Annotated in this window: 19 protein-coding genes and 3 pseudogenes; 7 read left to right on the top strand and 15 right to left on the bottom strand. The window is 69.7% G+C overall.

The features are described from left to right. Nucleotides 1-8: 8 nt before the first annotated feature. Both Pflav_RS34860 and Pflav_RS34855 read right to left on the bottom strand, forming a co-directional pair. Entirely contained in the window at nt 9-527 is a 519-nt protein-coding gene (locus tag Pflav_RS34860) for a GNAT family N-acetyltransferase (RefSeq protein ID WP_173040972.1), read from the bottom strand. 112 nt (nt 528-639) lie between these two features. Beyond that, nucleotides 640-885: a hypothetical protein gene (locus Pflav_RS34855; protein ID WP_173040971.1), complete on the bottom strand. Its 246-nt coding sequence runs from the start codon at nt 883-885 to the stop codon at nt 640-642. A 397-nt stretch (nt 886-1282) separates the two neighbouring features. Between Pflav_RS34855 and Pflav_RS34850 the strand changes: the two genes are divergently transcribed. Together Pflav_RS34850 and Pflav_RS34845 are read left to right on the top strand one after the other, a co-directional pair. Further along, nucleotides 1283-2308, top strand: a complete 1026-nt coding sequence (locus Pflav_RS34850; protein WP_197938814.1) for a helix-turn-helix domain-containing protein — start codon at nt 1283-1285, stop codon at nt 2306-2308. Between the two features lie 145 nt (nt 2309-2453). Beyond that, on the top strand, nt 2454-3536 hold the full coding sequence (locus Pflav_RS34845) for a hypothetical protein (RefSeq protein ID WP_173040970.1): 1083 nt from the start codon (nt 2454-2456) through the stop codon (nt 3534-3536). A gap of 61 nt (nt 3537-3597) precedes the next feature. On the opposite strand, the gene Pflav_RS34840 is transcribed toward Pflav_RS34845, so the two are convergent. Next, on the bottom strand, nt 3598-4047 hold the full coding sequence (locus tag Pflav_RS34840) for a YciI family protein (protein ID WP_173040969.1): 450 nt from the start codon (nt 4045-4047) through the stop codon (nt 3598-3600). Nucleotides 4048-4141: 94 nt separating this feature from the next. Then, a complete protein-coding gene (locus Pflav_RS34835) occupies nt 4142-5422 on the bottom strand; it encodes an FAD-binding oxidoreductase (protein ID WP_173040968.1) in 1281 nt (426 codons plus the stop codon). 65 nt (nt 5423-5487) lie between these two features. On the opposite strand from Pflav_RS34835, the gene Pflav_RS34830 reads away from it, so the two are divergent. Then, nucleotides 5488-7575, top strand: a complete 2088-nt coding sequence (locus Pflav_RS34830; RefSeq protein WP_173040967.1) for a S9 family peptidase — start codon at nt 5488-5490, stop codon at nt 7573-7575. Between the two features lie 13 nt (nt 7576-7588). Here Pflav_RS34830 and Pflav_RS34825 read toward each other — a convergent pair whose 3' ends face one another. Continuing rightward, complete coding sequence (locus tag Pflav_RS34825; protein WP_173040966.1) at nt 7589-8386, bottom strand: Ldh family oxidoreductase; 798 nt, start codon at nt 8384-8386, stop codon at nt 7589-7591. A 111-nt stretch (nt 8387-8497) separates the two neighbouring features. Further along, a pseudogene (locus Pflav_RS34820) lies at nt 8498-9438 on the bottom strand (threonine ammonia-lyase). Between the two features lie 65 nt (nt 9439-9503). Here Pflav_RS34820 and Pflav_RS34815 point away from each other — a divergent pair. Beyond that, on the top strand, nt 9504-10064 hold the full coding sequence (locus tag Pflav_RS34815; RefSeq protein WP_173040965.1) for a DUF4352 domain-containing protein: 561 nt from the start codon (nt 9504-9506) through the stop codon (nt 10062-10064). Between the two features lie 74 nt (nt 10065-10138). Continuing rightward, nucleotides 10139-10498 carry an STAS domain-containing protein gene (locus Pflav_RS34810; RefSeq protein WP_173040964.1) on the top strand — a complete coding sequence of 120 codons (360 nt, stop codon included), beginning with the start codon at nt 10139-10141 and terminating at the stop codon, nt 10496-10498. Between the two features lie 62 nt (nt 10499-10560). Here the strand turns inward: Pflav_RS34810 and glpK are convergent. Together glpK and Pflav_RS46610 are read right to left on the bottom strand one after the other, a co-directional pair. Further along, nucleotides 10561-12074 (bottom strand): annotated as a pseudogene (gene glpK, locus Pflav_RS34805) (glycerol kinase GlpK). 10 nt (nt 12075-12084) lie between these two features. Further along, a pseudogene (locus Pflav_RS46610) lies at nt 12085-12531 on the bottom strand (aquaporin); the annotation flags it as partial. A 512-nt stretch (nt 12532-13043) separates the two neighbouring features. Here Pflav_RS46610 and Pflav_RS34795 point away from each other — a divergent pair. Next, the gene (locus Pflav_RS34795; RefSeq protein ID WP_173040963.1) at nt 13044-13448 is read left to right on the top strand and encodes a GNAT family N-acetyltransferase; all 405 of its coding nucleotides are present in this window, start codon (nt 13044-13046) and stop codon (nt 13446-13448) included. Between the two features lie 6 nt (nt 13449-13454). Here the strand turns inward: Pflav_RS34795 and Pflav_RS34790 are convergent, their stop codons facing one another. Genes Pflav_RS34790 through Pflav_RS34760 form a run of 7 tightly spaced genes read right to left on the bottom strand, consistent with a single transcriptional unit; the run spans nt 13455 to nt 20582 of the window. Beyond that, complete coding sequence (locus tag Pflav_RS34790; RefSeq protein WP_232072259.1) at nt 13455-13949, bottom strand: hypothetical protein; 495 nt, start codon at nt 13947-13949, stop codon at nt 13455-13457. Nucleotides 13950-13963: 14 nt separating this feature from the next. Further along, nucleotides 13964-15154 carry an ABC transporter permease gene (locus Pflav_RS34785; protein WP_173040961.1) on the bottom strand — a complete coding sequence of 397 codons (1191 nt, stop codon included), beginning with the start codon at nt 15152-15154 and terminating at the stop codon, nt 13964-13966. Then, nucleotides 15151-15846, bottom strand: coding sequence for an ABC transporter ATP-binding protein (locus Pflav_RS34780; protein WP_173040960.1), 696 nt, complete (start codon nt 15844-15846; stop codon nt 15151-15153). Before Pflav_RS34780 ends, Pflav_RS34785 begins: the two co-directional genes overlap by 4 nt. Then, nucleotides 15843-17033, bottom strand: a complete 1191-nt coding sequence (locus tag Pflav_RS34775; protein WP_173040959.1) for an efflux RND transporter periplasmic adaptor subunit — start codon at nt 17031-17033, stop codon at nt 15843-15845. Before Pflav_RS34775 ends, Pflav_RS34780 begins: the two co-directional genes overlap by 4 nt. A gap of 41 nt (nt 17034-17074) precedes the next feature. Further along, on the bottom strand, nt 17075-18577 hold the full coding sequence (locus Pflav_RS34770; protein WP_377307584.1) for a sensor histidine kinase: 1503 nt from the start codon (nt 18575-18577) through the stop codon (nt 17075-17077). A 2-nt stretch (nt 18578-18579) separates the two neighbouring features. Continuing rightward, complete coding sequence (locus Pflav_RS34765; RefSeq protein ID WP_173040957.1) at nt 18580-19296, bottom strand: response regulator transcription factor; 717 nt, start codon at nt 19294-19296, stop codon at nt 18580-18582. 44 nt (nt 19297-19340) lie between these two features. Beyond that, entirely contained in the window at nt 19341-20582 is a 1242-nt protein-coding gene (locus tag Pflav_RS34760) for an efflux RND transporter periplasmic adaptor subunit (protein WP_232072257.1), read from the bottom strand. Between the two features lie 226 nt (nt 20583-20808). Between Pflav_RS34760 and Pflav_RS34755 the strand changes: the two genes are divergently transcribed. Continuing rightward, nucleotides 20809-21375 carry a hypothetical protein gene (locus Pflav_RS34755; protein ID WP_232072255.1) on the top strand — a complete coding sequence of 189 codons (567 nt, stop codon included), beginning with the start codon at nt 20809-20811 and terminating at the stop codon, nt 21373-21375. Nucleotides 21376-21406: the final 31 nt, after the last annotated feature.

The raw sequence follows: 21406 nt of genomic DNA, 5'->3' as shown, positions 1-21406 counted from the left end.
GTAGCCCCTCATGTTTTGCGGTGCGCAACAAGATCCTTGACGTAGATCAGGCAAAGCTCGGGAGTCCTACTTCGACTACCGTCCGGATGGAAATTTTCCCTCACGGTGACCACTGGCCGAGAACGCCACACCATGTATCCCAACCGGTTGTACAGACGCGCGGCGTCATGATTATGCAGATCTACCCCGAGCGCCACCCTCGGGTGACCCAGTTTTCTCAGACGATCCTCCGCGTCCAGGACGAGGGCCGTGCCGAACCCGTGGTTACGGAGGTCTTCTCGCACCTCAAGGTGCTGGAGCAGAGGCACGCGAGGCAGCCCCAACCGAAGTTCCGGCTCCTCGGCGGGCTCTAACCACAAGTAGACGCCGCCAATGAGATCACCGCGCCAGAACGCGACGCGCAGCTCGCCCTTGCCCTCCCGTTGACGCCGGAGGCGGTCGGCGAAAAACAGCCTCTGGCCGAACACCTCAGCGAGCGCCGATAGATCACCCTCCGTAACCAAGCGAATAGATATGTCGGTCACCATGACGTTGCTCCCACTCGCGCCACTACCCGTCCTCCCGCAGCAGGGTTGAAATCCCAGCCTGACCGCAACCGGCGCACGGCTCCACCGCTTGTGGGGCCGTGCGCCGGCACGGTCAGGCGGACAGCACGACGGACGCGACCAAAAGGATGAAGGCGACGACGATGAGAGCTGCGGCGAGTGCGGCCGCGCCGAGCGACCGGAGGACCGACTCGAGCGGTGCGACCGAGCGACGGATCTGGCCGAGCGCGAAAAGGAGCGCGAAGGCTGCGGCGACGAGGACGAGAAAACGCCCCTCAGCACCAGCCCCAGACCCGTCCGCCTGATTGGCAAACAGGGCATACGGAGTTAAAGTCTCCACGGTGGTCCCTTCCTGATCATGGGGGAAGATCTACCGACCTCAGATGCGGACACCCCTGGATTGCGGCCGGGGGTGTCTCGCTTTTGGCGTGCGGATGCGCCCAACGGGCCGGCGGCGACCGGGTCCGGCAAGAGAGAAGAAGCCCTCGCATCGCGCCACCTCCTCCTGAATCTTCAGGGCAGTGACTGAAGTTCAGATCAGATTAGGTACATTCAGCGTAGGGTCCACAGGGGACGCCACACAATCGCCCAGGCATGATCGCAACGTGACAGATCTTAGTCACGACGTTTACGTGCTGTTCCTGGTCTTGAACCTTGGGCGAAGGGCTGGCGTTGCCCCCAGCCGTTGCGGTATACCAGGTTCAGTCACTACACTGAAGACTTCTGAAGGGCACATCGTGCAACCTGCCGACGGAGCGGCCCGCACGCTCGCCCTGCGCCTTCGCGCATTGCGGGAAAACCACTGGCCTGACCTGAGAGTGACCCAGGCCCAGCTGGCCACTGCGCTGCACGTAAGCGTTCCGCTCATTTCTTCGTGGGAGCGCCAGCACAAGCCGATCACCCCGCCAGCCGAGCGACTGGCCAGCTACGCAAGCTTCTTCTGCACCCGTCGATCCGTCGCGGACCGCTCCTACCAGCTCGTGAGCGACACCGAGCTCACCGATGTCGAGCTTGCGGCCAAGGACGCGCTCAGCCGCGAGCTGCTGATGCTCCGCAATGCCGCCGTCGCCGGTCCCATCGGCGCGGACAGTGTCCACTTTGACATCGTCGGGCAGGGCCCGTGGCACTTCAGCGACGGCGCGCCCGTCACCATCGTCTGCGCCGAGCTGCCCGCGCGACTTCGCGAAGCCATGCCGCACGCCCGACTCGACGACCCGGACTACACGGAGCTATACACCCTCACCGACCTTGACGCGCTCTTCGAGCTGCACGGACACATCCGGGCGACCAACCCGACCCTGCACGTCGTGTACCGGAGCGCGGCGAGCCTCACGCCGGATGACTACACGACGCACCTGGTCGTGCTCGGCGGGGTGGACTGGAATGAGACCACGCGCAACCTCCTCCGCCTGGTCGACGTGCCGGTCGTACAGAGCTCGGACGACGACGACCCGAATCGAGGCGGCTTCAAGGTGACAGACGGCGATCGATCCGTATTGTTCACCCCGCGGCTGGAGGAAACCGAGGCCGGACGGATCCTGGTCGAGGACGTCGCGCATATCTTCCGTACCCGCAATCCCCTGAATCGCGAGCGAACGGTCACTATCTGCAACGGCATGTTTAGCCGGGTGTCCTCGGGGCCGTCCGGAGTCTCACCGACGAGCGTTTCCGAGATCGCAATGCGGAGCATCTACAGGACCGATTCCGCAACGGGGACACCTTCAGTATCCTCGCGCGGGTGCAGATCGTTAGCGGTGTGGTAATGACGCCAGACTGGACCCTCCCGGACACGGTCCTTCACGAATGGCCGGAGGGCAACTCATGACCTTGCCGCGCCGCTGGCAAGACACAGCGTTGACGGACTTACCTCATGATCCGTCCTTCCACCATGGCTCACACAGGCACCTGTTGGACCGGGTCCCGGCTCGTGGTGCGGGAAGCCTCGACGCGATCGTCGTGCCGACGGCGCGCGGGGCGGTGACCCTGCGCGAGGCGATCCTGCTGGGTCTCAAGGTCGGTTGCCCGGTGGTCGCGCTCTGTAGCCAGGCGGCCCGGGCATCGGAAGCCACCGAGCTGGGCCAGAGTCTGGGCGCCACCGTCCTGGCGATCGACTGCGACGACGTGCGGGCGATTCCGGGCTTCGCGACCGAGGCCCTGCTCGAAGAGGCGGGCATGGGCAGCGTCGTAGACCTCAGTCTCAAGCGAAACCTCGGTCTTCTCCTGGCGCGCATCGCTGGGTGGGAGCGCATCCTCTTCCTCGACGACGACATCTTCGGCGTCAATCCGGACGACCTTGGCGGGGCGGCCAGCCTGCTCGACAACTACCGCGCGGTCGGCCTGGAAAATTTCGGCTACGAAGACAACTCCGTCGTTTGCCATGCCTATCGCGCCGTGGACGGGGAGCAGGATACGTTCATCGGTGGCGGCGCGATGCTGGTGGCGCCGAAAAACACCCGGTCCTTCTTCCCCAATATCTATAACGAAGACTGGTTCTTCCTTCTCGGCGACGGCGTTCCGTTCAAGGTCGCGGTCACCGGCCGGGCGGTGCAGAAGGAGTACGATCCGTTCGCCACGCCGGAGCGAGCTGCCAGGGAAGAGTTGGGCGACTCACTCGCCGAAGGGATTTACTGGCTGCTCGACAATGGGCTGGGCCCCGAGCATGCCGACTCCGTTTTCTGGGCCGATTTTCTCTATCGCAGGCGGCGCCTGCTCGACGACGTACTGGCCCGCTCGGAAAGCCGGATCGCGGATCCCGTCAAACGCGAAAAGGTCCAGGCGTCGCTCCGGGCGGCGAAGGGCGCGAGCTCGTTCATCACGCCGAAGATCTGCCGGGAGTACGTCGCCGCCTGGCGGAAGGATCTCGACCTCTGGGGCGAGCACCTGGATACGTTCCGGGACCAGCCCAGCGTCGACAAGGCGCTGTCGGAGCTGGGGCTTTTCCACCGTGCCCATCGGTCCGAGTACGCCGACGCCCTCTTCGCGATCCGCTGAGCGAGGTCCTGGTCGTTCGCCGTGAGGGGTGAACGACCAGGATCTTCGCCTGTACGACGCGTCAGAAGCCCGCGATCTGCTCCCTGAGCTGGCGGTCCTGCTCCAGCTGCTCATCGGTGATGTTTTCCATCTCGGCGGTCTCGCCTACCCGACGCACCTCGACCACGCCTTCCATGCCCGGCGGCACGGCAGCCTCCATCGGGCAGCGGGAGGCCCACTCGATGGCCTCCTCCTTGGACCGCACCTGGATCAGGTAGAAGCCGGCGATCAGCTCCTTCGCCTCGGCGAACGGCCCGTCGACAACCGTGCGCTTGCCGTCCCGGTAGACCACGCGCGCCCCGGTCGAGCTGGGGTACAGCCCCTCAGCGGCCAGGAGGACGCCGGCCTTGGCCATCTCCTCGTTGTACTTCCCCATCGCGCTGATCAGCTCCGCGGGCGGCTGCGAGATCGCGTCGCTGTCGCCACCCTCCGGCAGTGGCGGGTCGCCCTTGAGCAGCAGCATGAATCGCATGGTCCGCACTCCTTCGTCCTCGTTCGTCGCCACCAATGGCTCTACCAGGGCGTCGAACGAACCGCACGCGAATCGACAGCGCGCGGAAAAAACTTCAGGCGCCGTAGAACCGGCCTGGGGCGAGGCGTCCGGCCGGGTCGAAGCGCTCCTTGACCCGGCGCACGAGATCGGGGCTGGCGACCGGGCCCCACAGGTCGACCGCGTCACGGATCGCGGGCGGGGCGGAGACCACCACGCACGAGCCCGCCCGGCCGAGCAGCACCCCGCGCACCGCCTCCAGCACGGCGGCGACCCGGTCGGGGTGTGCGTTGCCGGGTAGCGACGCGTGGACGACGCCGGTGCCGGCCGAGCCGCGCACGGGCACGGTCGCGCCCGCCGCGTCGCGGATCGCGTAGATGGCGGCGTGCAGGTCGGCCGAGGGCACCGTGACGCGCAGCGCGACGTCGTCGGGGCCGAACGGATAGCGCCCCCACCATGCCGGCGGCTCGGAGCGGATCGCTGCGTCCTCGCCGAGCAGGTCAGCCATCCGGGTGGAGCGCTCCAGGACCTCGCCGGGCTCTCCCTCCAGCAACACCGCGAGCGTGCCGGGGCCGCGCGGAGCCCGCTGCCGGGGCACGAGCACGGGCCGGCTGGCCGGGAGGTCGAACTCGACGGCCGCCGCCTGGACCCGACTGCGGAGCAGGCCGCGCACCACGTCATACAGCTCCAGCGGGGTCCAGATCGACCGGCGCACCCAGGCCCGGGAGGCAGGCTGGGGGAGCACCCTGACGGTGGCCGAGACGATCACGCCGAGCGCACCGGCCGACCCGCTCAGCAGACGGCCGACGCCCCGATCAGGCGTACCGTCGGCGGCCCGGCCACCGGAGTGGGTGAGGATGCCGGTGGCGCTCACGTAGCTCACGCCGGCGAGCTGGTCGGCGACCGAGCCGTGGCGATGGGCCAGCGGGCCGGCCTCGTCGGCGGCGATGACACCGCCGATCGTGGCTCCGACGGAGGGAGTGTCGAGCGCCAACCTGTAGCCGCCGCGGGCGAGCGCCGCCTGCGCGGCTCGCAGCGGTGTACCCGCGCCGATCTCGGCCACGCCCTCGGTGGGCGCGTGGTGCCAGACGCCAGCCAGGCGGCCGGTGTCGAGCAGCATGTCCGCACGGGTGGGTCGGGCACCCCAGTCGAGCTTGGTGGCGGCGCCCCGGGCCACGACGGCGAGGTCGTGCTCGACGGCGAGGCGCACGATGGCCGCGACGCCGTCGATCGTGGGCGGCGCCGCGACCCAGCTCGCCTGCGCGCCGGCGACTGTGTCGGCCCGACCGGCGAGCCTGGCGAAGCGCATGCCACAGATGTCGACGAGGCTCCGGAAGAGGGCTCCGCGCGTCGTCATCGAACAAGTGTACGAAGAACCGGCGTCCCCGCGCCAGACCATGACGCCCGGTAACGTGGTCGTACGTGACGACCGAAACCGCCGCGACCCCACCGGTCGCCAAGCGCGTGCCCGCCGAACGCACGCACCACGGCGACACCGTCGTGGACGAGTACGCCTGGCTCGCCGGCAAGGACGACCCGGACACGATCGCGTACCTCAAGGCGGAGAACGCCTTTACCGAGGCGGCCACGGCGCACCTCGCCAGCCTGCGCGACACGCTCTTCGACGAGACCAAGCGGCGCACCAAGGAGACCGACCTCTCGGTGCCCACGCGCAAGGGCGACCACTGGTACTACACGCGTACGGTCGAGGGCCAGCAGTACGGCATCTACTGCCGCCGGGCGGTACGCGACGGCGAGACCGAGCCACCCTCCACCGAGGACGGTGCGCCGCTCGACGGCGAGGCGGTGCTGCTCGACGGCAACACGCTCGCCGAGGGGCACGACTTCTTCGCGCTCGGCACTTTCGACGTCAGTCCGGATGGGCGGTGGCTGGCCTACTCCACCGACTTCGCCGGCGACGAGCGCTTCACCCTCCGGGTCAAGGACCTGCGCACCGGCGAGGTGCTGGCCGACGAGGTGCCCGACACGTTCTACGGCAGCGCCTGGTCCGCCGACGGCTCGACGCTCTTCTACCTGACCGTGGACGAGGCGTGGCGGCCGTACCGGGTGTGGCGGCACACCGTCGGCAGCGCGGCCACCGACGACGCGGTGGTGTACGAGGAGGCCGACGAGCGCTTCTGGGTGGGTGTCGAGCTGACCCGCTCCGAGAAGTTCATCGTGGTCGATGTGCACAGCAAGGTCACGAGCGAGGCGTGGGTGATCCCGGCCAGCAACCCGACCGGCGCGCCGGCGATCATCGCACCGCGCCGGCAGGGTGTGGAGTACACGGTCGAGCACCACGGCCACCGCTTCCTGATCCTGCACAACGACGGCGCGGAGGACTTCGAGCTCGCGTACACCTCGGCCGACGCGCCCGGCGACTGGGCCCCGCTGATCCCGCACACCCCCGGCACGCGGCTGGAGGGGGTCGACGCGTTCGCCAACCACCTGGTCGTGTCGCTGCGCAAAGACGGGCTCACCGGGCTGCGCGTGCTGCCGGTCGGCTCCACCGAGACGTACGACATCGACTTCCCGGAGCCGATCTACAGCGTGGGCCTGGAGTCCAACCCGGAGTACGCGACGTCGACCGTGCGGATCCACTACGCCTCGTTCGTGACGCCCGACTCGGTCTACGACTACGACCTCGTCACCCACACGATGGTGCTGCGCAAGCAGAAGCCGGTGCTCGGCGACTTCGACCCGGCGGCGTACGAGCAGCACCGCGACTGGGCACTCGCCGACGACGGCACTCGCGTGCCGATCTCGCTGATCTGCCGCGCCGGCACGCTCAAGGACGGCACGGCACCCGCGGTCATCTACGGGTACGGCTCGTACGAGGCGAGCATGGACCCCTGGTTCTCGATCCCGCGCCTCTCCCTGCTGGACCGTGGCGTGATTTTCGCGGTCGCGCACATCCGGGGCGGTGGCGAGCTCGGCCGCCGGTGGTACGAAGAGGGCAAGCTGCTGGCCAAGAAGAACACGTTCACCGACTTCGTGGCCTGCGCGCGGCACCTGGTCAAGGCGGGCTGGACGGCCACCGACCGGCTTGTGGCCCGGGGCGGCTCGGCCGGCGGCCTGCTGATGGGCGCGGTGGCCAACCTCGCGCCGGACGCGTTCGCCGGCGTGGTGGCGCAGGTGCCATTCGTCGACGCGCTCAACTCGATCCTCGACCCGTCGCTGCCGCTCACGGTCACGGAGTGGGAGGAGTGGGGCAACCCGCTCGACAACCAGGACGTGTACGCGTACATGAAGTCGTACACGCCGTACGAGAACGTCACGGCCGTGAAGTACCCGGCGATCCTGGCCGTGACAAGCCTCCACGACACGCGCGTGCTCTACCACGAGCCGGCGAAGTGGATCGCACGGCTGCGGGCGACCTCGCCCAGCGGCGAGTACCTGCTGAAGATCGAGATGGGCGCCGGCCACGGCGGCCCCAGCGGCCGGTACGACGCCTGGAAGGAAGAGGCGTTCGTCGCCGCGTGGATCCTCGACCGCCTCGGCCGCGCCTAGGGCCTAGGTTTGGTCAGATGCGGGCCGGGCCGCCTGGGAGGGCGGCCAGCTCGGACCAGACGTCGTCGTCCATCGGGATGCCGTCACGCACCCGGGACGCACGGGTGGCCGCCTCCGCCTCACCGGGGACGGCCACCGGGGTGGCAGCCGCCGTCAGCAGCGCGCAGAAGCGCTCGGCGTGCTGCCGAAACTCGTCCACCGGCCGGAACGCCGCCACGTCGATCGCCACGATGACCGTGCCGCCGGTCGCCTCGCGAGTCGCCTGACCCGGCTCGGTGAGCAGGCCGCCGACGAGCTCGATCATGAAGGTGAGGCCCGCGTCGGCATCGACCTCGGCGACCAGCGGCGGTCGCCCGGCGGCGCGGGGAGCGGCCCAGGCCAGCGGGCGCCCACGGCACAGCGCGACCCCCATCGCGCCTTCGGCCGCCAGCGTCCGCACGTACCCGCCGAGCCGGCCCACGTCGCCGCAGTTGCCGACCGTGGCACTGGCCACGCCGTACTGCCGGGCCAGGCGCCGCACGTGCTCGACCGCCGCCCGCGCGGCAAGCTCACCGAACCCGCGGCGCCCGTCCACCACGGCCGCCGCGGCGCGCACACCGCCGAGTCGCGGGACCGCCTTGGGGTCGATCGCGCCCGCAGTGATCATTTCGACGTACGGCGTCAGGCGGCGCACACCGTACGCCTCCTGGCCGGCCAGATCGGCCTCCACAAGCGCGGCAGCGACGGCCTCGGCACCTGAACGCGGAGTGCCCGCGGCGAGCAGCACCTTCGTCGCTATCGCGACCAGGTCGTGGGCGTGGATCACCGTCATGTATCCCTCCGGGCAGCCGCGTTCCACCGGACGGAACACACATCCATTGAGCTGTGTCACATTATGGACGTCGGGACCGAAGCCCGTAAACCCGGACAGGTCACGATATGGTCAGGAAAGGGCGGCGATCAGCAGTCGAGGATCGACGTTGCCGCCCGAGACCACGGCGACGGTACGCCCCGGCGGCAGTTCGCCAGCGTGGAAGAGGCGCGCGGCCGCCGTCACCGCCCCGGTCGGCTCGACCACGAGGCGGCTCTCCCGCACGATCCGGGTCATCGCGGCGAGGATCTCGTCCTCGGTCACTGTCACGATCCGGTCGAGCCGCTCGCGCAGGTGGGCGAAGGTCAGCTCGGAGAGGTTGACCCGCACGCCGTCCGCCGCCGTGCGGTAGTTCAGCTCGGTCGGCCAGGCCACCAGCTCCCCCTTGGCCAGCGACTCCTGGGCGTCGGCGGCCAGCTCGGGCTCCACGCCGATCACCTTCGCCCGCGGCAGCAGGGCCGTGATCGCGGTCGACACCCCGGAGGCGAGTCCGCCGCCGCCCACCGGCACAAGTACCACGTCGACGTCCGGCATGTCCTCGGCGATCTCCAGCCCGATCGTGCCCTGGCCGGCGATGACGTCCCGGTGGTCGTACGGCGGGATCAGCGCCAGCCCGTCCTTCTCGGCCCGCTCCTGCGCCACGTCCAGCCGCTCCGGCGGCGGCACCAGCACCACCTCGGCGCCGAGGGCGCGCACCTGCTCGACCTTGACCGCCGGCGCGACGTCCGGGATAACGACCACGCAGGGCGCACCGGCGCGCCGGGCCGCGTACGCGAGGGCTTGCCCGTGGTTGCCTGACGAGTGGGTGATCACCCGCGGACCCGCTGCTCGGCGCTGAGCTGGGCCACCGCGTTGGTGGCACCGCGGAGCTTGAACGAGCCGACCGGCTGGAGGCTCTCGGGCTTGAGCCACAGCTCCTCGTCCCAGCGGGCGGAAAGGAGCGGCGTGCGGAGCGTGATACCGGCGACATTTCCGGCGGCGGCGCGGACGTCGTCGAGGGAGATCAGCTGCATGGCCTCAAGGGTGCCTTATCACCAAGCCACCTTCGCCACATCGGACAAAAGCCTAGAATCACCCAATGCAAGAACCATCGGACGGCGGGTCTGATCGCGGGGCACGCGTGGCCCTGCTCATCGGCGCCGGCATCGTGCTCGCCTCGCTGTTCGCCTGCGCAGGCGCGGTAGCCACGGTGGTGACCTGGGGCGATGACATCTACCGCCGGATCACCCACGACCGGGGTGACACGGTGGCGGTCGGCCAGGCCGGGCGGGACGGCGCGTTCGAGTTCATGGTGAGCCGGATCGACTGCGGGGTCGCCCAGATCGGCGACTCATTCGTCAACCAGACCGCGGTCGGGCAGTACTGCCTGGCCGAGCTCTCCATCAGCAACGTCGGCAAGCGCCCCGCCACCTTTGCCGACGCGCTCCAGCGGGCGTACGGGCCAGGCGGTGTTCGCTACGCCGCAGACAGCGCGGCCGGGATCCTGGCCAACTCCGAGCAGCAGCTCTTCCAGAACCAGATAAACCCCGGCAACCGGGTGGCTGGTGTCGTCGTCTATGACATACCGCGCGATAGCCGCATCACCGCGCTGGAGCTGCACGAGTCGGAGCACACCGCCGGCCTCCGGGTGACGGCATGACCGGCCGGTGGGCGCCCCTCTCCTGCGCGAGGACCGCTTGTGGAGTACCTTCGTCCCCGTACGGGAGGTAGCGAATGTCCTTGACGGTGAGCACGGTCCAGCACGGCGACACGGTCGTCGTGACGGTTGCGGGTGAGCTAGACATGGGGACGGCGCCGCAGCTCCAGGACCAGATCACGGACCTGCTCGACAAGGGGCGCAGCCGGCTGGTCTTCGACCTGGCCGACCTCTCCTTCTGTGACTCGACCGGACTGTCGGTCTTCGTTCGCGCGAAAAACAACTGCGACGAGGCCGGTGGCATCTTCCGGCTCGCCGCGCCGCAGCGCGGGGTGCTGCGGATTCTCGAGGTCAGCGGCTTGGTCGAGGTGCTGGAGACCTACCCGACTGTCGAGGAGGCGCGGTCGGCCGGCGCCGCCGCACCCGCCGCCGACTGACCCGTCCAGTTGACCTTGAGTCGGCGGGCTCGCCCGGGTCCGAGCCCGCAGTGCGAGATCGCTCATACATCCACCCAGCCCAGGGTCCGTTGCACCGCCTTCTTCCAGTTGGCGTACCCGTCCTCGCGCCGCTCCTGTGACCAGGTCGGCGACCAGCGCTCGCTCTCGTTCCAGTTGTGGCGCAGCTCGTCGGTCGACTTCCAGAAGCCGGTCGCGAGCCCTGCCGCGTACGCGGCGCCGAGGGCGGTCGTCTCGGCCACTACCGGGCGGCTCACCGGCACGCCGAGGATGTCGGCTTGCAGCTGCATGCAAAGCCGGTTCGCGGTAACGCCACCGTCCACTTTGAGCACGTCGAGGTGTACGCCGGAGTCCTGCTCCATCGCCACCGCGACGTCGCGGCTCTGGTAGCAGATCGCTTCCAGGGTCGCGCGGGCCAGGTGGGCGTTCGTGTTGTACCGGGACAGGCCGACGATCGCGCCGCGTGCGTCGGAGCGCCAGTACGGGGCGAACAGGCCGGAGAAGGCGGGTACGAAGTAGACACCCCGTTGTCCTCCACCTGGGCGGCCAGGGACTCGCTCTGCGCCGCGCCGCTGATGATGCCGAGCTGGTCGCGCAGCCACTGCACGGCCGAGCCGGTCACCGCGATCGAGCCTTCCAGCGCGTACACGGCAGGGGCGTCGCCGAGCTTGTAGCACACGGTCGTGAGCAGGCCGGACTTCGAGCGCACGATCGACGTACCGGTGTTGAGGAGCATGAAGTTGCCGGTGCCATAGGTGTTCTTCGCCTCGCCTTCGGCGAAGCAGACCTGGCCCACGGTCGCCGCCTGCTGGTCACCGAGGTCCGCGGTGAGCGGTACCTCGCCGCCGAGCGGGCCGCCCGGGAGCGTGACCCCGTACCCGCTCGGGTAGGACGAGGGCCGAATCTGCGGGAGCATCGCCCGCGGGATATCGAAGAAGGAGAGCAGCTCGTCGTCCCAGTCGAGCGTCTCCAGGTTCATCAGCATCGTGCGGCTGGCGTTGGTGACGTCGGTGACGTGCACGCCGCCGTTTACCCCGCCGGTGAGGTGCCATAGCAGCCAGGTGTCGGTGTTGCCGAAGATGGCGTCGCCGCTCTCCGCCGCGGCGCGTACCCCATCGACGTTCTCCAGGATCCATTGGACCTTGCCGCCGGAGAAGTAGGTCGCCGGCGGCAGGCCGGCCTTCTGCCGGATCACGTCGCCCCGCCCGTCGCGGTCGAGCGCCGCGGCGATCTGGTCGGTACGGGTGTCCTGCCAGACGATCGCGTTGTAGTACGGCCTGCCGGTACGCCGATCCCACACGATGGACGTCTCGCGCTGGTTGGTGATGCCGAGGGCGGACAGGTCGGAGGCGTGCAGCCCGAGGTTGTTCATCGCGGTGCGGATGACCGCGTTGGTGCGCTCCCAGATCTCCAGCGGGTTGTGCTCGACCCAGCCCGCCCGCGGCAGGATCTGCTCGTGCTCCAACTGGTGGCGCCCCACCTCGTTGCCGCCGTGGTCGAAGACCATGAATCTCGTACTTGTCGTGCCCTGATCCACCGCGCCGACGAAGTCAGCCATTTCGTTCTCCTTACTGTCCGGCCCGCACGGTCTCCTGGGTGGGAATCGGCACCCGGCCCGGCTCGGGCGGCTCCTCGCGCGGCAGGAACCTGCCGATGAGCATCTGGTACAGGCCCGCACCGCCGAGGCCACCGAGGATCGGCCCGACGATCGGCACCCAGAAGTAGAGATCGTTGTTCTGGTCGCGGAAAGCTGTGCTGTACCCCGTGAAGAAAGGATGCCAGCCGCGGCCCGAAGTCAGGTGCGGGGTTGATGGCGTACCCGGCATTGGTGCCCCACGCCATGCCGATCTTGAACCATGGACACCTGTGTACTCCTTCAAAGAAGATCTTGTACACGACCATCTGACACGCCCCGTCTTCATGGTGTGACCGGGGTCGACGGCGCTCAACACTTCCGTGTAGTTCCACCGCACCAGGAGCGCGGCAACGAACGCGCCGGCGGTCTGCGCCTTTGCTCTGCTTCCCTACAGTGGCCGCGCCGGCGATCAAAGGCGACCTTGCCGTCAAGTGGGCGGCCCTCTGGTCCTGGATGATGCTGGTCCCGCAGCGACCCGCAGACCCGCTTCCTTGATCGGCGCGGTCGGGTTGGCGTACGCGAGAGATCGTGGTATCCAACTGCCTCTCCAGGGGCAACTAGGTACCACGATCTGCCAGACAGCGCCCGTCGTAGCGCCGATCAAGGCAAACCGGGCGCTCCTCTGGGCGCGTGTCTATCTTGGACGGCCCCGCCCAACCGCCGAACCAGGTCAAAGGTTGGGCTGGACGGCGGACCCGGCAGCGAAGGTCGCGGTCGGCCGACCACGACCCAGGGGTGAGCTTGCCCAACCGCGAAGGGCGAGGCCGCGGGAGCGACGGTCCGGACCACAACGGACATCGCGGTAGCCCAACGCCCTTGAATTTGGACCTTCATCCACGACAAGACGCCGACGCCACCCCGGCTCCGAAAGCTCTATATAGTCTCGCGCCCATGGATCTTCGGGACGTGGAGCTGCGGGATCGGGTGGAGGCGGAGCGGCTGCCGCAGCTGATGGAGCTCTTCGCGTCGGGGTGGTGGACGGCCGACCGGGTGGCCGATGACGTGGCCGCGATGCTCGGGGCGTCGGATCTGGTCTTCGCGCTCCTACATCGCCCCGACGACCGGCTTGTGGGGTTTGCCCGCGTGCTGACCGACGGCGTGTACCTCGCGCTCGTGCTGGACGTGCTCGTGGCGCCTGACGTACGGGGCTCGGGCGTCGGGGCGATGCTGATGGACGCCGTCGTACGGCACCCGCGGCTGGCGCAGGTGCGCAGCGTCGAGCTGGTCTGCCAGCCGGAACTCTTCCCTTCTACCGGCGGTGGGGCTTCACCGAGCAGGTCGGCCGCTCGACGCTGATGCGGCTCACTCGGTCTTCGTAACCGAGGACGCGGTAACCGACCCCTCGGCGTCGGTGCCGCCCTCCACGCTGACCTTGTCGCCGGCCTTGAGGTCCTTGAGCTTGCCCGGAACGCTCACGGAAGTGTCACCGTCGGTCCGGACCGTGACCACCTCGCCGGACTCCGTCTCGACGTAGACCGTGGTGCCGTCGATGAGCTTCACCGTGCCGGTGGTCGCCTCGGCGCTCCGGCCGCCCTGGGCGCCCCCACCGGGCCCACCCGGGAAGCCGCCGCCGGGGAAGGCCGTCGGGATGCCGCCTCCCGGGTTACCGCCCTGGCCACGGAAGCCGCCCCCGGGTCCGGTGGCCGCAGGCGTCTCGCCATACGCCTTCTGCACCTCGATCCCCGCCACGAAGCCGCCGACGAGCAGCAGCGCCAGGCCGAGGACGATGGTCCACCTATTCCACCAGCGGCGGCCAGCGGCCGCGGCCAGCTCGGTGTCCAATGTGGATGCGGTCAACGGAGGCTCCCGGGTCACTCGTAGCGGAGGGCGTCGATGGGGCGCAGGCCGGCGGCACGGTTGGCCGGCACGCTGCCGAAGAACAGACCAATCGCGACCGAAACGCACAGGGCGAGCGCGATCGAGCTGGGCACGATCACCGGCTTTACGCCCACGATCGTGAAATTGCTGCCGATGAGCGCGGCGGCCACGCCTAAGCCGCCGCCTAAGAGGCTCAGCATCGTCGCCTCGGCGAGGAACTGGGTCAGGATCACCCGCCGGGGTGCGCCTAGCGCCTTGCGGATGCCGATCTCGCGGGTCCGCTCGGTCACCGTGACAAGCATGATGTTCGTGATGCCGATGCCGCCGACCAGCAGGCTGATGCCGGCCACCGCGCCGAGCAGCGTGGTGAACGTGTCCGCGGTCTCGGTCTGGGTCTCCAGCAGCTGCGACGCATTCTGGATGCGGTAGGGCTGGGTCGCCGAGGAGCCGGACGTCTCGATCCGCTGGGACAGGATGAGGGAGACCTGGGCTTGGGCGTCGGCCACCTTCTCCGACGACTGGGCCTCGACGATGATCGAGTTGTACGGGCCGTATCCGGTAAGCGCCTGCTGCACGGCGGTGAGCGGCGCGATCGCCAGGTCGTTGGCGTCGAGGAATCCGGAGGCGCTGCTCTTCTCGTCGAGCACGCCCACCACGGTGAAGAGTGCGCCGCTCACGGTGATCTCCTCGCCGACCGGGTCGACGCCCGGGAACAGCTCCTCCGCCACCGTCTGCCCGATCACCACGACGCGGCGCCCCTGCTTCAGGTCGTCCTCAGTGAAGGCAGACCCGGTGCCCACCGGCGAGTTGGACGCGCCGAAGTAGCTCGGATAGCTGCCGACGAACTGCTGCACCGAGTGGTCTGTGCCCTGGTAGGTGAGCGTGGCCTGAGTGCTGGCCACGGGCGACACCGAGGTGACGTCCGGTGCGAGCACGGGGTCGTCGAGCGCCTCGGCCACCTCGTGGGTGAGCACGCTACCGCCGCCAACGCCCTGCACGGTCAGCGTCTTGGTGCCCAGGGCCTCGATCCGCTCGGCGACCTGCTGCGCCGAGCCGTTGCCGACCGCGACGAGCAGGATCACGGCGGCCACGCCGATCAGGATGCCGAGCATGGTGAGGCCGGAGCGGAGCTTGTTGGCGCTTATGCCGCGTACGGCGAAGCGCAGTACCTCGAAGACGCTCATGTCAGCACCCGCTCCTGCTGGACGTCGGAGGCGATCCGGCCGTCGAAAAGCCGGATCAGGCGGCTGGCCCGCGCGGCCACGTCTTCCTCATGGGTGATAAGCAGGATCGTGCGGCCGGCGGCATGCAGGTCGTCGAGGATGCCGAGGATGTCCTCTGTGGACCGGCTGTCGAGATTGCCCGTGGGCTCGTCGGCGAGCAGCAGCGCGGGCTCGGTCACCAGCGCCCGGGCTACCGCGACCCGCTGCTGCTGGCCACCGGAGAGCTGGTTGGGATCGTGGTCAGCCCGATCGGCGAGCCCGACCATGTCCAGCGCGACCCGCGCCCGGCGCCGCCGCTCGGCCGTCTTGACCCCCGCATACGCCAGCGGAAGCTCCACATTGGCCAGCGCGCTCGTACGAGGAATCAGGTTGAACGACTGGAAGACGAAGCCGATCCGCCTGTTGCGCACCAACGCGAGCTGCCTGTCGTTGAGCCGGCTCACGTCGACGCCGTCGAGCAGGTACTGCCCAGCGGAGGGGATGTCGAGGCACCCGAGGATGTTCATCAAAGTGGACTTGCCGGATCCGGACGAGCCCATGATCGCGACATACTCACCCCCCTCGACGCTGAGCGAGACCCCGCGCAGGGCGTGCACAGTAGCGGCGCCGTCGCCATACACCTTCGTGACGCCGCGCACGTCCAGGACGCTCACCGGCCACCCCCGGGCCGCGCGCCGCCACCCGGCGCACCGCCGCCGCCTGGAAACCCACCACCGGGGAAGCCACCACCGGGGAACGGGCCCTGGTTGGACGATGTGGTGGGCATATTGATCACCACCTGCTCGCCTACTGTGAGACCCGACTTGATCTCCGTAGAGCTGTCGCCCTCCAGCCCGATCTCCACAGCACGGACGACCTGCTGCCCGCCCTCCAGCACGGTCACCGTATGGCGATTGCCGACGCTCGTGAGCGCCGCCGAGTTGACATAAACCACGTTGTCGGCCTGCCCCACCGTCACCGACACCTCGACGCTCTGTCCAGCGCGCACCCCGTCGGGCAGCTCGTCGAGCGTGAACGTCACCCCATACGTCACGACGTTGTTTTCCGAGGTCGCGTTGGGATCGACGGCGGCGAGCTTGGCCGCGGCCTCGGCGCCGGGCAAGGCATTCCACGTCACGGTGCCGGCTTGCCCGGTCTTGAGCTTGGTGGCATCGGCCTCGGCGACCGAGGCGGACACCTCCAGCCGGGTGAGGTCCTCGATCTGGATGAAACCCGAGGACGAGGAATCCGAATCGGAGCCGCCGCTGCTCCCGCCGCCCGGCCCGCTGCCACCATCGCTCGATCCGCTGCCCGACGCCGAACTGCCCACCGTGCCGCTTACCGCGGTCACCGTGCCAGCCATCGGCGCCTTGAGCGTGGTGCCCGCGACGCCGTCCTCGGCCTCCGAGACGTCGAGCTCGGCCTGGTCGACCTGGGCCTCCGCCTCGGACGTGTCGCTGTCGGCCTCCTCGGCGCGGTCGAGCGCGGCCTGGGCGGCGTCGAGGTTGGCCTCGGCGGCGTCGAGCTGTCGCTGGGCCGCCTTGTCGTCCACTTTGGCCAGCACCTGGCCCTTGGTCACCTTGTCACCGACCTGGACGTGGATCTCGGTGACCGTGCCGGAGGTTTCGAACGAGGCGGACGCCGTGGAAGCACTCTGCACGGTGCCAGACGCGGAGACCGTGGCGGTGACGGTGCCCTGGGTGACCGGGACGGTCCGGCTGCTGCCCCCGCCCGTTTCGGCTGCCTCGGCGCTGGCAAACGACGTATAAGCCCACGTCGCGGCGCCGGCGACGGCCAGCGCGAGCACAACGTTGACTAGCAGAGCCGGGGACAGGCCCAACCTCGGAAGAGAGCGGCGCATGCGCGAAAGCTTGGAGGAGGCGGCTCGGAGCCAGCCCTGCGCTACCTCAAAGCTGACTGGGAACCCGTAGGCAGCAACACCCGGAAGGCGGATCCCTGCCCCGGCGCGGTCTCCAGCTCAACCCGGCCGCCGTGGCTGCTCACGATCGCCGCGACGATCGACAGGCCCAGCCCCGAGCCGCCATTGCGCCGGGCGCGGCTCTGGTCCGCCCGGTAGAGCCGCTCGAAGATCCGCCCCGCGTGCTCGGCGGGCACGCCCGGCCCGGTGTCGGCGACCTCCAACACCGCGACCGGCACCCGGCGGGGCGGCTCGTCGCCGACCGCGGCGGCGGTGGAGCGATGCGGCCGGTATCCACCGAGCCGCCCCACCCGCACCGTGATGTCCGCCTGCGGCGGGGTGTGCTGGAGCGCGTTGGCCACGAGATTGGTGGCGACCTGGCGGAGGCGGTGCTCGTCGCCGAGTACGGTGACCGGCTCGAAGCCGCACTGGTCTCCGCCGAAGCTGGCCAGCCGCACCGGCCGGTCGGGGCGCCGGGCATGCGCGTCGCGGATCGTGTCGGCGGCGATCGCGAGCAGGTCGACCGGTCGCCGCTGCGCCTCGCGCTGGCGGTCCAGCTTGGCGAGCAACAGCAGGTCTTCGACGAGCAGCCCCATCCGCGCGGCCTCCGCCTCGATCCGGGACATCGTCTCGTCCAGCAGAGGGCCGGATGGGGCGCCGCCGCGACGGTACAGCTCGGCGAAGCCCCGGATCGACGTGAGCGGGGTGCGCAGCTCGTGCGACGCGTCCGCGACGAACTGCCGGATGCGTTGCTCAGACGCCCTACGGGCGGCGACCTCCGACTCGATCCGGTCGAGCATGGAGTTGAGCGCGATGCCCAGCCGGCCCGACTCGGTGTGCGGGTCGGCATCGTCGACGCGGCGGGTCAGGTCGCCCGCCGTGATCTCGGTCGAGGTGGTCTCCATCCGGGTCAGCGGGCGCAGGCCGATCCGCACCACCGAGGCCGCGACAAGCCCGAGCAGGAACAGCACGATGAACATCACGACCAGGTCGATCACCAGCAGCAGGTCGGCGGTGGCGTCGACCTGCCGCAACGAGACGGCCGGGACGGCCACACCGCCGTCGGGGCGCTCGACCACCGCCACGCGCCAGTGGTCCTCACCGTCGGCCGACTCCACTGTGAACGGCTCACCGCCGGCCCGCTCGCGCAGCTCCTCGAACGAACCGACCTCGGGCGGCGATATCTCGACCACATAGGCGCCCTGGGGCGGCGACTGGTTGCCCTGTGCATCGAAGATCAGGATCGTCCGGTACAGGTCGAAGCTGCCGCGCGGAAACCCGTCGCTCAGGCGCACCCGGATCGGCGGCAGGGGATCGGCCGCCATGCGGCTCATCCCGGTGAGCTGGTCGTCGATCTGGTCTGTCAGGTACTGCTTCAGGAGCAGGATGCCGGCCGCGTTGGACGCGACGAGAGCGACCGCGCTGAGCGCGGCCACCACGAGGACGAGGCGGGACCGGAGCGTCCAGTGCCGCCACTTCGGCGGCATCTTCATTCGTCCGGGGCCCGGGGCAGGCGGAGCGCGTAACCGACGCCGCGCACCGTGTGGATCAGCGGCGGCTCCCAGCAGTCGATCTTTTTGCGCAGGTAGTACACATACGACTCGACGATCCGACCGTCGCCGCCGAAGTCGTAGCTCCACACACGGTCGAGTATCTGCGCCTTGCTCACCACCCGCCCGGCGTTGACGAGCAGGTAACGAAGCAGGTTGAACTCGGTCGGCGAGAGGTCGACAAGTCGCCCGCCACGGCGCACCTCGTGCGCGTCCTCGTCGAGCTCCAGGTCGGCGTAGCGCAGGACACCGCTGTCGCCATCGCCATCCGGCTCGATGCGGCTGCGGCGCAGGATCGCCCGGATGCGGAGCACGACCTCTTCCAGGCTGAACGGCTTGGTCACGTAGTCGTCGGCGCCGACGGTCAGCCCGGAGATGCGGTCCTCGACCGCGTCCCGCGCGGTCAGGAACAGCACCGGCACGCCCGGACCCGAGCCTGCCCGCAGGCGCTGCGCGACCTGGAACCCGTCGAGGTCGGGCAGCATCACGTCGAGCACCACCAGATCGGGCTCGAACTCGACGGCCGTGGCCAGCGCCTCGTGTCCGCTGCTCGCCACGCGCACCTCGAACTCGATGAGCCGCAGCGTCGCGGAGAGCAGAGCGCAGATGTTGGGCTCGTCGTCCACGACGAGCACCCGGGTCAAACGGCCAGCCACGTCACACTTCTACGGGAACTGCCTCAGAGTTCGCTGGGAACTTCCTAGGCACCAGCTATGACTACCTCATCACCGTCGATGAGTCCGCTCTTGATCTCGGTGAACTGGTCGCCACGCAGGCCGACCTCCACGGTACGGGACTCATCTCCCGCCGCCGTCCGCACGACGACCGTCCCCTCGGCCCGAACAGCCGTCGAGGGCACCCGCAGCACGCCGGTGACTTCGCTCGTCTTGACCCGGACGCCCGCGCTCTGCCCCACGAGAAGCTCCGCCGGAACCTCCTCGAACGCGAGCACCGCGCCATATCGCACCATGTTGCCGTCGGCGGCACCCACCGGGCTGACCCGCACGACTCGGGCGGCGAACTCCTCGCCCGGCCGGTTGGCCAGCGTCACCGTCGCGGTCTGACCCATCTCGAGGTGGCCCGCGTCGGCCTCGGGGAAGTCGGCCGCCACCTGCATGCCGGCCACGTCGGCCAGCGACACGAACGTGCTACCCGCCCCGACCTCGGAGCCCACCTTGCCGGCCACCTCGAGCACCTTGCCGCCGATGGGAGCCGTGATCTTCGTCCCGGCCAGCTGGTCCTTCGCCTCGGCTAGCGCGAGCTCGGCGCTCGTTACCCGCTGCTGGGCGGTGAACACCGGATCGCCGCCTCGGGCGGCGCCACCGGGGCAGGCGGAGCTGGCCCCGCCGCCCGGCTGGCCGCCGCCCGGCGCCGACCCACCGCTGGGCCCTGGCGGCGCGCTGGAGCGCGGCGGCTGGCTCGGTGACGGCTGGGTCGACCGGGACGGCGAGGGAGACGGGGACGGGGACGGCTGGCCACTCGGCGAGGAGGACGGCGTCGGTGAGGGCGTCGTCGACCCGCCCGCCACCAGGACGACCGGCACCGCCTCCTGCGACAGGGCGGCGGAGACGGCACAGGTGCTCGTCTCGCTGTCGGCCGACTCCTCCGCCTCGTCGAGCGCCTCCTCGGCCTCGTCAAGTGCGTCCTGGGCGTCGTCGACCCGCTCCTGCGCGTCGGTGGCGTCGATCTCGGCGAGCACCTGGCCGGTCTTCACCTGGTCGCCCGGCCGCACCTTGACCGACGTCACCGTGCCGTCGGCAGCGAAGCCGAGCGTCCGCGTCTGCGCGGGCTCGAGCGAACCTGTCGTCGCAACCGCCGTGGCCACGTCACCCCGGTCGACCCGCGCTGTATCGCTCTTGGCGGACGGCGCCGGCTCACCACCGGTCAATGCGTATGCCCCCGCAGAGGTCAGCACGACGACCAGCACGACGAGGCCACCCACGGCAAACCGCGTGCGACCACGCCATCTCTTCCGGCGAACGCCCATGAGCCGCGAGTCTCAGCGATTCACCTCGCAGGCGGCTGAGCCGTACCTCGGAGTTTGCTCAAAGTCGATTTGAAGCGTTCTCCGAGCTTCGCCTGACGCGGCGTGGAGGTAGTCGCGGTTGCATGAGCCCGCGTGCCGCGGAGTCCCCAAGGCCCGCGGCACGACCAAGGATGGAGGACCTGTGTCTCTGCGCACGCATTGGACCCTCGCGCTGGCAGCCGGATCGGCGGCCCTACTCCTCGCCGCGGGGTGCGGTTCGGACGGCGACTCCGGAGAGTCCGACCAGGGCCAGCAAGGTGCACCGGGCGGCGCCTCGGCCTATCTGGACTGCCTTCGGGAGCAGGGCATCGACATCCAGGCGATGCCGTCCGGGCGGCCGGGCGGCTTCCCGTCGGGCCGGCCAAGCGACTTCCCGTCCGGGCGCCCGCCCGCCTTGGCATCGGGCGCCCCCACAGCGTTCCCGTCGGGCGCGCCGCCTGGCGGGCGGATGGGCGGTTTCCGGCCGGAGGGCGTCGACGACGCGACCTGGCAAAAGGCCCAGGAGGCTTGCGCGTCGCTGCGGCCGACTGGCGGACCAGCCGGCGGGCCGGGTGGCGGGGCCAATCGCGAGGCCGGCGCCGCCTATCGCAACTGCCTGTCCGACCGCGGCGTCGACCTGGGTGCCAACCCGAGCACGACCGACCCCAAGGTCGCCGCAGCAATCGAGGCGTGCGCGGTCCTGCGCCCGAGCGCCCCGCCCACCCCGTAAGCCCGGGCCACACCCGCAGGCCACCCGGGCC

This window comes from Phytohabitans flavus, from assembly GCF_011764545.1.
GTDB lineage: Bacteria > Actinomycetota > Actinomycetes > Mycobacteriales > Micromonosporaceae > Phytohabitans > Phytohabitans flavus.
Note: the sequence above shows the minus strand (reverse complement) of the source record. Positions and strands in the feature narration are given on the sequence as shown.